Source organism: Citrobacter meridianamericanus (assembly GCF_041320245.1).
In the GTDB taxonomy this organism is placed as follows: domain Bacteria; phylum Pseudomonadota; class Gammaproteobacteria; order Enterobacterales; family Enterobacteriaceae; genus Citrobacter; species Citrobacter meridianamericanus.
The window spans coordinates 3174980-3188568 of sequence record NZ_CP101036.1 but is presented as its reverse complement, the minus strand read 5'-3'; the positions used below and the strand labels follow the sequence as shown (position 1 = coordinate 3188568).

Annotated in this window: 11 protein-coding genes; 7 read left to right on the top strand and 4 right to left on the bottom strand. The window is 52.8% G+C overall.

Annotation, left to right across the window (positions count from 1 at the left end):
* Positions 1-12 precede the first annotated feature (12 nt).
* From lpoB to NMD08_RS15655, 6 genes are all read left to right on the top strand, one after another.
* Positions 13-645, top strand: coding sequence for a penicillin-binding protein activator LpoB (lpoB, locus tag NMD08_RS15680; RefSeq protein WP_151220024.1), 633 nt, complete (start codon positions 13-15; stop codon positions 643-645).
* On the top strand, positions 626-1450 hold the full coding sequence (gene thiK / locus NMD08_RS15675; protein WP_370618502.1) for a thiamine kinase: 825 nt from the start codon (positions 626-628) through the stop codon (positions 1448-1450). The genes lpoB and thiK overlap by 20 nt, the downstream gene beginning before the upstream one ends.
* Before the next feature lie 10 nt (positions 1451-1460).
* The gene (gene nagZ, locus NMD08_RS15670; RefSeq protein ID WP_151225259.1) at positions 1461-2486 is read left to right on the top strand and encodes a beta-N-acetylhexosaminidase; all 1026 of its coding nucleotides are present in this window, start codon (positions 1461-1463) and stop codon (positions 2484-2486) included.
* Positions 2487-2507: 21 nt separating this feature from the next.
* Complete coding sequence (gene ycfP / locus NMD08_RS15665) at positions 2508-3050, top strand: alpha/beta hydrolase YcfP (protein ID WP_187252632.1); 543 nt, start codon at positions 2508-2510, stop codon at positions 3048-3050.
* Between the two features lie 236 nt (positions 3051-3286).
* The gene (gene ndh / locus NMD08_RS15660) at positions 3287-4591 is read left to right on the top strand and encodes an NADH-quinone dehydrogenase (RefSeq protein ID WP_370618499.1); all 1305 of its coding nucleotides are present in this window, start codon (positions 3287-3289) and stop codon (positions 4589-4591) included.
* A gap of 167 nt (positions 4592-4758) precedes the next feature.
* Entirely contained in the window at positions 4759-5298 is a 540-nt protein-coding gene (locus NMD08_RS15655; RefSeq protein ID WP_003030814.1) for a glycine zipper 2TM domain-containing protein, read from the top strand.
* Between the two features lie 54 nt (positions 5299-5352).
* On the opposite strand, the gene NMD08_RS15650 is transcribed toward NMD08_RS15655, so the two are convergent.
* Both NMD08_RS15650 and comR read right to left on the bottom strand, forming a co-directional pair.
* Complete coding sequence (locus NMD08_RS15650; protein ID WP_286545087.1) at positions 5353-7533, bottom strand: TonB-dependent siderophore receptor; 2181 nt, start codon at positions 7531-7533, stop codon at positions 5353-5355.
* A 254-nt stretch (positions 7534-7787) separates the two neighbouring features.
* On the bottom strand, positions 7788-8423 hold the full coding sequence (gene comR / locus NMD08_RS15645; RefSeq protein ID WP_187252630.1) for a TetR family copper-responsive transcriptional repressor ComR: 636 nt from the start codon (positions 8421-8423) through the stop codon (positions 7788-7790).
* A gap of 243 nt (positions 8424-8666) precedes the next feature.
* On the opposite strand from comR, the gene bhsA reads away from it, so the two are divergent.
* Complete coding sequence (gene bhsA / locus NMD08_RS15640) at positions 8667-8924, top strand: multiple stress resistance protein BhsA (RefSeq protein ID WP_029139491.1); 258 nt, start codon at positions 8667-8669, stop codon at positions 8922-8924.
* Positions 8925-9008: 84 nt separating this feature from the next.
* Here bhsA and NMD08_RS15635 read toward each other — a convergent pair whose 3' ends face one another.
* Positions 9009-9974, bottom strand: a complete 966-nt coding sequence (locus tag NMD08_RS15635) for a L,D-transpeptidase family protein (protein WP_151220014.1) — start codon at positions 9972-9974, stop codon at positions 9009-9011.
* 148 nt (positions 9975-10122) lie between these two features.
* Entirely contained in the window at positions 10123-13569 is a 3447-nt protein-coding gene (gene mfd, locus NMD08_RS15630) for a transcription-repair coupling factor (protein WP_151220013.1), read from the bottom strand.
* Between the last annotated feature and the right edge of the window lie 20 nt (positions 13570-13589).

The window sequence follows — 13589 nt, the reverse complement described above, 5'->3', positions numbered from 1 at the left end:
TTGAAGATAAAAATGAATCGCTACGCACTGATTGCCGCGCTGGCGATGTTTCTCTCTGGTTGTGTGGCGCAACGTGAACCCGCACCGGTAGAGGAAGTGAAGCCGGTGCCGGAACAACCCACGCAGCCGCAACAGCCGGTACCGGTTGTACCAACGGTTCCCACCATTCCACAGCAGCCGGGGCCGATTGAGCACGAGGACCAGACGGCGCAGCCGACGCCACGTCAGCGTCATTATGACTGGAACGGGGCTATGCAGCCGATGGTCGGCAAAATGCTGCAGGCTGACGGCGTCAAAGCGGGGGGCGTTCTGCTGGTTGATAGCGTCAATAACCGCACCAACGGCTCGTTGAATGGAGGGGAAGCCACCGAGACTTTGCGCAGCGCGCTGGCGAATAACGGCAAGTTTACTCTGGTTTCCGCCCAGCAGTTGGCCGTCGCCAAACAGCAGCTAGGTTTGTCGCCGAACGACAGTCTGGGTACGCGCAGCAAAGCGATTGGTATCGCCCGTAACGTTGGCGCACAATATGTGCTCTATTCCAGCGCATCAGGCAACGTCAATTCACCTGCGCTGCAAATGCAATTAATGCTGGTACAAACTGGCGAAATTATCTGGTCAGGTAAAGGTGCCGTTCAGCAACAATAACCGACTGAAGCGCGACGAAGTGTTGTCGCGCTATTTCCCGCAGTATCATCCCGTCGCAGGTAGCCAGAGCGGCCTGAGCGGCGGGAGCTGCATCATCGAACATCATACCCACCGCTTAGTATTGCGTTGTCATCACGATCCTGACGCGCCTGAATCGCATTTCTTACGCCACTATCATGCGTTAAAGCACCTGCCAGAAAGCCTTGCGCCGCGCCCTCGCTTTTATACGCGCGGGTGGATGGCCGTGGATTTTTTTCACGGTCAGGTAGAATCCAGATTACCGGACGCCGACGAACTCGCTGGCTTATTGTATCATCTGCACCAGCAGCCCCGATTCGGCTGGCGAATCAGCCTGCTGCCGCTACTCGAACGATACTGGCAGTGTGGGGATCCGGCGCGTCGTACGCCATGTTGGTTACGCGCGCTTAAGCTGCTAAGGAAAAGCGGTGAGCCTCGACCTTTGCGCCTGGGGCCGCTGCATATGGACGTCCACGGCAACAACATCGTACGTACAGACTCAGGGCTGCGGTTGATTGACTGGGAATATGCCGGCGACGGTGATATCGCGCTGGAGCTGGCGGCGGTTTGGGTCAGCGACGAGTCCCAGCATCAACGGCTGGTTAGCGCCTACGCCCAACGAGCGCATATTGAGCCAGACGTGCTCTGGCGACAGGTCAGGCGATGGCAACCCTGGATAATGATGCTGAAGGCGGGGTGGTTTGAGTATCGCTGGCAACAAACCGGCGATCGACAATTTATCAGGCTGGCCGATGAAACCTGGCGGCAGCTAACAATGAAAGGATAAGGAGAGCAGTGTGGGCCCAGTAATGTTGGATGTCGAAGGGTATGAGCTGGACGCTGAAGAACGTGAGATTCTGGCGCATCCGCTGGTAGGTGGGTTGATCCTCTTTACCCGAAATTATCATGACCCGGAACAGTTGCGGGAATTAGTGCGCCAGATCCGCGAGGCATCGCGTAATCATCTGGTGGTGGCGGTAGATCAGGAAGGCGGCAGGGTGCAGCGTTTTCGCGAGGGTTTTACGCGTCTGCCCGCGGCCCAATCGTTTGCAGCGCTGCACGGTCTGGAAGAAGGTGGCAAACTGGCTGAAGACGCCGGATGGTTAATGGCCAGCGAAATGATCGCAATGGACATTGATATCAGCTTTGCACCGGTGTTGGATGTGGGGCATATCAGCGCAGCAATCGGCGAGCGCTCTTACCATGCCGATCCGCTAAAAGCGCTGGCTATAGCAACCCGCTTTATTGACGGTATGCATGGCGCTGGCATGAAAACGACTGGTAAACATTTCCCCGGACATGGGGCGGTGACGGCGGATTCACACAAAGAAACCCCAACCGATCCACGCTCGGAAGCCGAAATTCGGGCGAAAGATATGTCCGTGTTCAGGACGTTGATTACCGAAAACAAACTCGACGCCATTATGCCTGCACACGTCATCTACAGTGATGTAGACCCGCGCCCGGCGAGTGGCTCGCCACACTGGTTGAAAACGGTGCTGCGTCAGGAGCTGGGTTTCGACGGCGTTATTTTCTCTGACGATCTGTCGATGGAAGGTGCGGCGATTATGGGAAGCTATGCGGAACGCGGCCAGGCATCGCTGGATGCAGGTTGCGATATGATCCTGGTCTGCAATAATCGTAAAGGAGCGGCCAGTGTGTTAGATAATCTGTCGCCGATCAATGCAGAACGTGTTACACGTTTGTATCATAAAGGTTCATTTTCACGTCAGGAACTGATGGACTCGACACGCTGGAAGACGGTAAGCGCCCAGCTCAACCAGCTTCATGAGCGCTGGCAGGAAGAGAAAGCAGGTCATTAACGCACGTTTGGCGAGGATGCGATGATTATCTATTTACACGGTTTTGACTCTAACAGTCCAGGCAACCACGAAAAGGTGCTGCAGCTGCAGTTCATCGACCCGGACGTCAGGCTGATTAGCTACAGCACGCGGCATCCTAAACATGATATGCAGCATCTGCTTAAAGAAGTGGACAAAATGCTGCAGCTTAATGTCGACGACCGACCGCTGATTTGTGGCGTGGGGCTCGGAGGATTTTGGGCTGAAAGAATTGGTTTTCTGTGTGATATTCGCCAGGTTGTGTTTAATCCCAATCTGTTCCCGTATGAGAACATGGAGGGAAAAATCGACCGGCCTGAAGAATATGCCGATATCGCGACAAAATGCGTGACCAATTTCCGCGAAAAAAATCGCGATCGCTGTCTGGTTATCTTGTCCCGTCATGATGAAGCACTTAATAGTCAGCGTTCGTCAGAAGAACTGCACCACTTTTATGAGATTGTCTGGGACGAAGAGCAGACGCATAAGTTTAAGAATATCTCCCCGCACTTACAGCGTATCAAAGCGTTCAAAACGTTGGGTTAACCTTCAATGAGCGTGTAAAAAACCAGCCTCCGGGCTGGTTTTTTTGTTCTTAAAGTTCGGGTTGTCTATCTTTTCAGCATCAAAACTTGATACACATCAATTTTGGTATGACCAATGCACCGTTCGTGTTATTCTCACTCTCGAAGAACATTTTCATTATCGTAACTTGTTGTTAATTAAAGGCTATGACAATAACTTTTAATTAACAATTGGTTAATAAATTTGAGGGGGTCACGTTGACTACACCATTGAAAAGGATCGTGATTGTCGGCGGCGGTGCTGGCGGACTGGAAATGGCGACGCAGCTGGGTAAAAAGCTGGGCCGCAAGAAAAAGGCCAAAATTACGCTGGTGGACAGAAACCACAGCCATTTATGGAAACCGTTACTGCATGAAGTCGCGACAGGTTCGCTGGATGAAGGTGTGGATGCGCTGAGCTATCTGGCGCATGCCCGCAACCACGGGTTCCAGTTCCAGTTGGGCTCGGTGGTGGATATCGATCGTGAAGCGAAAACCATTACTCTCGCCGAGCTGCGCGATGAGAAGGGCGATCTGCTGGTTCCTGAGCGTAAAGTACCGTATGACACGCTGGTGATGGCGTTGGGTAGTACCTCTAACGATTTCAACACGCCGGGCGTCAAAGAAAATTGCATTTTCCTGGATAACCCGCATCAGGCGCGTCGTTTCCACCAGGAAATGCTGAATCTGTTCCTCAAGTATTCCGCGAATCTGGGCGCTAACGGCAAAGTGAATATTGCTATCGTCGGCGGTGGTGCGACGGGGGTTGAACTCTCCGCCGAGCTGCATAATGCGGTAAAACAACTGCACAGCTATGGTTACAAAGGGCTGACCAACGAAGCACTGAACGTGACGCTGGTAGAAGCTGGTGAACGTATTCTGCCTGCGTTGCCGCCGCGTATTTCCAGCGCTGCGCACAATGAGTTGACCAAACTGGGCGTACGCGTCCTGACCCAGACGATGGTAACCAGTGCAGATGAAGGCGGACTGCATACCAAAGATGGCGAATACATTAAAGCCGATCTGATGGTGTGGGCGGCGGGGATCAAAGCGCCAGACTTTATGAAAGACATTGGCGGACTTGAAACGAACCGTATCAATCAGCTGGTGGTTGACCCAACTCTGCAGAGCACGCGCGATCCCGACGTCTACGCGATTGGCGACTGTGCTTCCTGCGCTCGCCCGGAAGGGGGCTTTGTACCGCCGCGCGCTCAGGCTGCGCACCAGATGGCAAGCTGCGCAATGAACAACATTCTGGCGCAGATGAACGGTAAGCCGCTGAAAGCGTATCAGTATAAAGATCACGGCTCTCTGGTTTCGCTCTCTAACTTCTCTACCGTGGGCAGTTTGATGGGCAACCTGACCCGTGGGTCGATGATGGTGGAAGGGCGTATTGCGCGCTTTGTGTACATCTCACTGTACCGTATGCATCAGATTGCTCTACACGGTTACTTCAAAACCGGTCTGATGATGCTGGTCGGCAGTATTAACCGGGTGATTCGCCCGCGTCTGAAACTGCATTAATCTTGACCTATGGCGTCGGTTGATTTTACTCATCCGGCGCCTTCCTTCAGAGTTCTCCGAATCATTCTGCATTCGCTTCTCCTTGCGCTATTTTCATCCGTAATCTGATTGGCATTCCTTACCTTCTGTTGCAAAGTTGTTACTAATAGCAAAAAGGAGGAAGTCCCGTGAATAAATCAATGTTGGCGGGTATAGGGATTGGCGTAGCTGCTGCGCTGGGTGTTGCAGCGGTGGCCAGTCTTAACGTTTTCGAGCGTGGCCCACAATACGCACAAGTTGTCTCTGCAACGCCAATTAAAGAGTCGGTAAAAACACCACGCCAGGAGTGCCGGAACGTGACGGTCACGCACCGTAAGCCGGTACAAGATGAAAACCGTATCGCGGGTTCCGTGCTCGGTGCCGTGGCGGGGGGCGTTATTGGTCACCAGTTTGGCGGCGGACGTGGTAAAGATATTGCCACCGTGGCCGGTGCCTTAGGCGGCGGTTATGCTGGTAACCAGATCCAGGGTTCGATGCAGGAAAATGATACTTACACCACGACGCAGCAGCGTTGTAAAACGGTGTATGACAAATCAGAAAAAATGCTGGGCTACGATGTGACGTACAAAATTGGCGATCAGCAAGGGAAAATCCGTATGGATAAGGATCCTGGCGCGCAAATTCCGTTGGATAACAACGGACAGCTGGTACTGAATAACAAAGCGTAAAATAGCATTATCCTGAACATTAGCCCCCATTCGCTCAGGCTGGGGGCTTTTTTATCAGAAGGTTAAAGCGTAGTTCAGCCCAAAGGTGCGGCCCCGACCCTTGTATTCATACAGTGACGTGCTGCCGTAGGTCGGGCTATATAACAGTGGCGCACGTTGTCCCCACAGCGTGGTGTACTCTTCATTCAGCAGGTTTTCCACGCTAAAGGTCAATTTACCCAACGGGAGTTGATAGCTGCCGATAAAGTCCATGGTGTTATAGCCATCCAGCTTGTTGCCGCTGGCGTCGGTCAGATCAAATGCTTGCTGGCTCTGTACGCGCAATGACCACGGTTCAGGCGCCCAGCCGACCCAGGCGGTTGCTTTCGACGGTGAGGCCAGAGTGACATCCCATTTCCGCCATTTCCCGTTTTGCTTCACTTCTGATTTTATGATGTTGAAGTTGCCGCCCAGGCTCCAGTTCGTATCCGCAATGAAATAATCCACTGCACCTTCAAGGCCATAAATACGCCGATCGTCGGGCTGAACGTTGATGGTCATATCGCTACGGTTGATAACAATTGATTTATCCGAAGTCGAGTAGTAAGCGGCTAACTGCGTGCGCAGGCTATCGCCGGTGTAGCGCCATCCCAGTTCGTACGAGTTGACTTTAATCCCTTCCAGGCGTGAATCCGCCACATTGACGCTGCGCTGGAGCCGGTAATGATCGCCCACCAGGGAATAAGTACCGTTGCCATAATATTTACCCGGGTCTGGCAGCTCGACACCCTGAGAGAAGTTAAACCACGTCTGCTGGCGGTCGGTCAGGTGGGCGAGGATACCGGCGTTAAACAGGAAATTATCGTAATCGGTTTTACCGCCAGGAATGGTGTCGGCGGAGTTCGCCAGTCCGGTCGCAATTCCCTGCTGTTGGGCATAGCCGACGAAATCATCAACTCTGTTTTCTGTCCATTGATAGCGCACCCCTCCGCTGAGGGTAAAGATGTCGTTAATGTCATAGCTGTTTTGCAGGAAAGGTGCGAAGTTGGTGATGCTGTAACCCGGGTAACGCCCGGTGGTATACGCGGTTCGGTTGTCCATACCGCCGGAGGGCAGGGACCAGGCCAGATCGAAGAATTTCTGATTGGAATCGAAGGTTTCGTGATCGGCATCGACACCCCACGTCAGTTCCCAATTGTCCATCAACTGGCTGTTGAGGGTAATTTTGGCGCCAAACTGGTCGGTGTCTTGCTGTGATGCGGAGAAACTGGTGACCTTGCCTTTGCTTAGCGTTGGGAACGGATAAAATTTCAACGATTCGTCGCGGTAATAGATTTGGCTGATCAGGTTCTGGCCGAAGAAATCCGCATCAGAATATTGCAGGCTGATCAGATGACGCTCGGTGCCGGGTATACGATCAGAGTTCAGCCCGCTGCTGGTATAAGCTTTACCGTTTCCCGTCACGGCGGACATGTTCTCACCAAGATCCAGCCCGTAATCGTCATCCCCCTGGCTTTTATAATACTGCGTAACCAGTTGCAACTGTCGGTTGTCGTCAAGTTCAATCGTCCCGGTACCCATTACGTCCAGACGATCGGAGTGCTGCAGGCCAGTTTGGGTGTTATCCAGCATTAAGGCATCGTGGTTACCGTCATACCAGCCGCCAAACCGTTGATACGCAACGGACATGCGCCCGGCAGCGCGATCGGTTCCTCCGCTCACTGCCACAGCAACGCGTTCATCATGATCGTTGCTGTTATTGAAACCGCTTTTACCCCCCAGTTCGAGTTCGACTTCACGCTCCGGCTGGCCTTTTTTAGTAACGATGTTGATTAATCCGCCGGTACTGCCGCCGCCATAAAGTGAAGTGGCGCCTGAGATGACTTCTATGTGAGCAATGTTAAACGGGTCAATGGAGTCAAGTTGGCGACTGTCGGTGCGCGAGGAGTTCAGACGGACGCCGTCAACCAGCACGACGATGGCGCGACCGCGCATATTCATGCCGTAGTTGGTGCGTCCCTGGCTGCTGACATCGATTCCCGGGATTAACTGAGCCAGAACATCCTTAAACTCTTTCCCACCCTGAACCTGTTGTTCAATCTCGCTTCCTTCGATAACCCAGGTCGTTTGCGCCATTTCTGCCACGGTGCGTTGGCTCCGGTTGGCGCTGACGATGAGATTATCTTCTTCAGCCGCAATAGCCGGGAGAGTTAAAGATAACAGGATAGGATTGAGCACCCAGAGACGCTTATGCATTTGTGTTCCTTTTAAAAAATTCGGTCTGTTTTTGTTATGGCGGTAGAGAAACCGATGGTTACATCGTGTAACGGGTGTTAAAACAAATGCGAATATTGCTGATAATGATTGCTGTTATCAATACATTTTACAAAAAATAATCGGATAAGATAATGAAAACAGTGAAGAATGTGTGGGTAATGTGCGCGAATTTAAGCGGGAGCCTTATCAGCTCCCGATGGTGTCAGTACAGCGGGGGAAACAGCGGAAATACGTTAAGCTTTGATGAGTTCGGGCCACAGTCGCAGGGTTGTACGAGCGATCTGCATCAGCTTTTCAAACGTTGCACCTTCGCGGGCGCTGATCGACATACCCTGTAAAATACAGTTCAGATATTCGGCCAGTTTTTGCACGTCGCAATGGGCCGGAATTTCGCCTCGCTGCTGACGCTGATGAAGAAACTGAGTAAGCGTCTGTTCCTGCATTGCATGGCGAGACTTCACCGTACGCGCAATATCACGGGAAGAGGCTGCCAGTGTCGCAGAGGTGTTAATCATGAAACATCCCGCCGGGGTGTCCTTGCTGGTAAAGCAGGTTGCTATTGCGGTGAAATAGTCTTCCAGCGCGGACTCAAGGCTTTTTTCTTCACAAAACAGCTGGGCCTCGTGTTTCGCTGCGAAGCGCGTGATGTAGCGGTCCAGCACGGCACGAAACAACCCTTCTTTGTTGGTGAACTCTGCATACAGCGTGGGCGCTTTTGCGCCTGTTGCTTCTACGAGATCGGCGAGCGATGTTGCTTCATATCCGTGTTGCCAGAAGAGTGTCATGGCCTTATCAAGCGCGGCTTCCCTGTCGAACACTTTTGGTCGGCCACGGCTTTTTTTAGCACAACCTGTCGTTTCAGTTGTCATGGTGCCGCTGTACCTTTGTTGAGTTTATTGAATAACCATTATAAAAATATTCGACTGCACACTCCAGCGGATTAATGATAAAAAAAATTTATGGCTATTAGTATGAAAAATAGAGATTTTATATTTTATATAACGATCATTATAAAAATTTGTTGACGTGTGACCCGGATCGCATCTATGATTTAACTATCGATCGTTAAGTTAATCTTTTCGACACACATTCATCTGCTAAAGGTCACTATCATGAAAAACGTAAAAACTCTGTTCGTTGCTGCTGTTCTTAGCTCATTGTCATTTGCAAGCTTTGCCGCTGTTGAAGTTCAGGCCACACCTGCGGGTCAACAGAAAGTCGGTACTATTTCTGCGAATGCGGGCACTAACTTAGGTTCTCTGGAAGATCAGCTGGCGCAAAAAGCGGATGAGATGGGGGCGAAGTCTTTCCGTATTACTTCCGTTACCGGTCCTAACACTCTTCACGGGACTGCGGTTATCTACAAATAAGTTTTAACCCTTCGCAATGCCACTGCGAGTTAAATAAAAAACCCCGCGGAATAAAATCCGGCGGGGTTTGTTTATATGTGGAGTTTACAGCGGTTGTTCAGCGACGTCTTGATGACGGGTTACATCAACCGGCATGCCTGAGCGAATTTCCATCGCATGCTCCATGACTGTGCTATCCGTCTGCGCTGCATTTTTAAACGTCTGCATTGATTTGTTCAATACGATCGGCAGCAACTGCGGGTCGTCATTGATTTTTTCTGACAGCGGCTGATGAACTTCAACCAGTCTCACGCCGTTAGGTTCAACAGATGCTTTGATCGGCGTATTGATAATATTGACCTTGGTTCCGGGCGTTACCTGACGGAACAGGGTTTCGATATCTCCATCGCGCAGACGAATACAACCAGAACTGACACGCATTCCTATGCCAAAATCAGCATTGGTTCCGTGCAGCAGGTACACGCCGCCGTAAGCCGCTAAGCGAATGGCATGATGACCCATCGGGTTATCCGGCCCGGCAGGTACTACGGCAGGAAGGTCGATCCCGTTCGCTTTATATCGTGCGCGGATATTTGCCGTGGGTGTCCAGGTGGGGTTGGCGCGTTTATCAGAAATAGTCGTCACCATTGTCGGAGTTAGCGTGTCACCGCCTAACTGGCCAATACCAATAGGATAGACGGTCACCGAATTTGTACCCGGCTGGTAATAATACAGACGCAGTTCGGCGAGGTTGATGACAATGCCTTCGCGCGGCGCGTCTGGCAGCAGGGTTTGCAATGGGATAGTCAAAACGCTGCCCGGACGGGGGACATACGGATCAACGCCGGGGTTGGCCTGCAATAGCGCTAAAAAGCCGACATTATATTTTTTAGCAATCGCTTCCAGAGAGCCACCATTGTCTTCAACAACGTGAACAGCATTCTGACCTACCACGCGGCTTCCCGGTGGCGGTAGCGGCCAGGTATTGGCCTGAACCGGAAGTGCTAAAGTGAAGGTCGCTGCCAGCGTAAAAAACGCTAACCAGCGTGAGAGTCGTTTATTGTTTAACATCACCATAAATCCATTGTTTTTACGTGGTTTTTATTATGTAAAAGTAAACAGGAATTATGGCGGCTTACTGTGTCGGGAAGTGCAGGGAAGTGCAAAGAGTTTGTAAATTCATCAGGCCGGGTGAGTGGTCTGCTCACCCGGCCTGATGCTAGGCTACGGCGTTCTCTTCAAGCTGGCGCATAAACTGGCGGACCCAGTCGATTCGCGTTTTACGCTCACCCAACTCCTGCATGAATTTCAGGCGGGTTGGACCATCCAGACGGAAATGCTGCGGCTGCTTTTGCAGTAAACCAATCAGCCAGACCGGGTTGACGTGATTTTTCTCGGCAAATTCAATCGTACCGCCTTTTTCATTGCTTTCGAGCTTTCTAATCCCCAGTTTCTGCGCCTGTTGACGTAAACGGGCGATATCCAGCAACGTACGAGCCGGATCGGGAAGCAGACCAAAACGGTCTATCAGCTCGACTTTAATTTCTTCCAGCTCGGTTTCACCTTTCGCACTGGCAATGCGCTTGTAGAACGACAGTCGCGTGTTGACATCCGGGATATAGTCATCCGGAAGGAGTGACGGCATACGCAGTTCAACTTCGGTTTGTTGGCTGGTGAGATCTTCCAGCGAAGGTTCTCGCCCTTCTTTGAGCGCATCGACGGCGTTCTCCAGCAGCTCCATATACAGCGAGAAGCCGATGCTTTCCATAGAACCGCTTTGATCTTCGCCCAGCAGTTCCCCGGCGCCGCGAATTTCGAGGTCGTGGGTCGCCAGCGCAAAGCCTGCACCCAAATCTTCCAGCGAGGCGATGGCTTCCAGGCGCTTTTGCGCATCGGTGGTCATCGCTTTTGGATGCGGCGTCAGTAGCCAGGCGTAGGCCTGATGGTGTGAGCGTCCCACACGACCGCGCAGCTGATGTAATTGCGCCAAACCGAAGTGGTCAGCACGTTCAATGATGATGGTGTTCGCGGTGGGAATGTCGATCCCGGTTTCGATAATGGTGGTACACACCAGTACGTTAAAACGCTGATGATGGAAATCGTTCATCACGCGTTCCAACTCGCGCTCGCGCATTTGCCCGTGGCCGATGCCAATACGTGCTTCCGGTACCAGTTCCGCTAATCTGTCGGCGGTTTTCTGGATATTTTCGACGTCGTTAAACAGGTAATAAACTTGTCCCCCACGCAGAACTTCACGCAGGATCGCCTCACGTACCACCAGGCTGTCGTATTCGCGTACGAAGGTTTTGACCGCCAGACGCCGGGCGGGCGGCGTGGCGATGATCGACAGATCGCGCATGCCGCTCATTGCCATATTGAGCGTGCGTGGAATTGGCGTTGCCGTCAGAGTCAGAATATCGACGTCCGCGCGCATGGCTTTGATGCGTTCTTTGTGGCGCACGCCGAAACGGTGCTCTTCATCGACGATCAGCAGCCCCAAATCTTTTAGCTTCACATCCGCTTGCAGCAGTTTGTGAGTGCCAATGAGAATATCGATTTTACCTTCGGCAACCTGCTCCAGGATCTGCGCTTGCTCTTTGGCACTACGGAAACGGGACAGCATTTCAATGCGTACCGGCCAGTTGGCAAAACGATCGCGGAAGTTGTCGAAGTGCTGCTGGGCGAGCAGGGTGGTCGGCACCAGCACGGCAACCTGTTTGTGGTTCTCTACGGCGAGGAAGGCGGCGCGCATCGCGACTTCGGTTTTACCGAAGCCGACGTCGCCACACACCAGGCGGTCCATGGCCAGCGGCTGACACATATCGCTGAGTACCGCGTTGATCGCCTGTGCCTGGTCGGGCGTGGTTTCAAACGGGAAGCTGTCGCAAAACAGCTGGTACTGCTCACGGTCATACTTAAAGGCAAAACCTTCTTTCGCCGCGCGCTGAGCGTAAATATCCAGCAGCTCTGCTGCAACATCGCGGACCTTCTCGGCGGCTTTCTGGCGCGCGCGTGACCAGGCATCGCCGCCAAGTTTATGCAGCGGCGCATTCTCTTCCGCGCCACCGGCGTAGCGGCTGATCAGATGCAGCGATGACACCGGCACATACAGTTTGGCGTCGTTGGCGTAGGTGAGCATCAGGTATTCACCAGTGATGCCGCCAGCTTCCAGCGTGGTCATCCCGGCATAGCGACCAACGCCGTGCTCCAGATGCACCACTGGCTGACCGGGATGCAGCTCCGCGAGGTTACGAATTAACGTATCCGGGTTGATAGTGCGACGAGAATCCTGACGGCGGCGCGCCACGCGTTCGCCCAGCAGATCGCTTTCACAAATCAGCGCCAGATTACGTTTGCTATCGATGAAGCCATGCTCGGCGGCGCCAATCATCAGATAACGACCGTTGTCTGCGGCTTCATCGAGACGCAATATCCGCTTCGGCGCGACCTTGATGCGGGCGAGCAGTTCGCCAAGCGCTTCCCGGCGTCCTTCACTTTCCACCGAGAAAATTACCGGACCGGTAAAACCCTCAAGGAATTTACGTAACGCATCTAGCGGCGATTTTTGCTGCGCCTGCACGGCGATATCCGGCAGCTTCTGGAACCCAAGGTTGGTATTCGCAGCTTTGTTCGCCAGACTCTCGGTTTTTAGCTGAACGCGCGGCCAGCGTTTCAGTTCAGTAAACAGCTCATCCACCCGCAGCCACAGCGATTCCGGTGGCAGAAGCGGGCGCATTGGATCTACGCCTCGATTCTCAAAACGTGACAGGGTATCGGCCTGGAAGCGTTCTGCGCTGGTCTCGATATCGCCGGTATTGACCAATAACGTATTGGCGGGAAAGTAACTGAACAGCGACGGCAGCGACTCGCTGAAAAACAGCGGCTGCCAGTATTCAATACCCGCTGGCAACGTGCCTTTGCTGACCTGCTGATAAATATGTTCGGCGTCGCGTTTCACCTCAAAGGTGTCACGCCACTGGCTACGGAACAACTCGATGGCCGTTTTGTCGGTCGGAAATTCGTGCGCGGGCAGCAAATTAATGGCGTCGACTTCTTCCAGCGTGCGCTGGGTGTCAGTATCAAACAGGCGCAGGCTGTCGATTTCATCATCAAAGAAATCGAGGCGATAAGGTAACTCGCTGCCCATCGGAAACAGATCCAACAATGCGCCACGTGTGGCATATTCACCGTGTTCCATGACCTGATCAACATGACGATAGCCTGCGCTGTCTAACTGTTCGCGCAGGGCGTCGCGCGATAGACGCTGACCTTTTTTCATCACCAGCGCATGGCCGTGCAGATAGCTGTGCGGACAGACACGTTGCATCAGTGTATTGACCGGAACGATCAATACGCCGCGCTGCATGGCAGGCAGTTGATATAGCGTGGACAGGCGTGAAGAGATAATCTCCTGATGGGGAGAAAAGCTGTCGTAGGGCAGCGTTTCCCAGTCGGCCAGGTTCATCACCATCTGGTCGGTAAACTGACGAATTTCGTCATGCAAACGTAACGCATTTTGCATATCCGGTGCAATCAGCACCACTGGCCCCGCGTGATGTTCAGCGATTTCTGCGACCAGCGTTGCGCAGGCGGCGCCGGTGAGTTCACCCAACTGGCGCTGATCGCCTGCTTTCGCTGGGAGCGTGTAACGATGTTGTTCAGGCATTCGGTTGTCAGGATCTCGTA

Bases quoted from the DNA above. Each gene is read 5' to 3' on its own strand.
- NMD08_RS15635 (WP_151220014.1), bottom strand. From the start codon at position 9,974: ATGTTAAACAATAAACGACTCTCACGCTGGTTAGCGTTTTTTACGCTG.
- lpoB (WP_151220024.1), top strand. From the start codon at position 13: ATGAATCGCTACGCACTGATTGCCGCGCTGGCGATGTTTCTCTCTGGT.
- mfd (WP_151220013.1), bottom strand. From the start codon at position 13,569: ATGCCTGAACAACATCGTTACACGCTCCCAGCGAAAGCAGGCGATCAG.
- NMD08_RS15650 (WP_286545087.1), bottom strand. From the start codon at position 7,533: ATGCATAAGCGTCTCTGGGTGCTCAATCCTATCCTGTTATCTTTAACT.
- comR (WP_187252630.1), bottom strand. From the start codon at position 8,423: ATGACAACTGAAACGACAGGTTGTGCTAAAAAAAGCCGTGGCCGACCA.
- ycfP (WP_187252632.1), top strand. From the start codon at position 2,508: ATGATTATCTATTTACACGGTTTTGACTCTAACAGTCCAGGCAACCAC.
- bhsA (WP_029139491.1), top strand. From the start codon at position 8,667: ATGAAAAACGTAAAAACTCTGTTCGTTGCTGCTGTTCTTAGCTCATTG.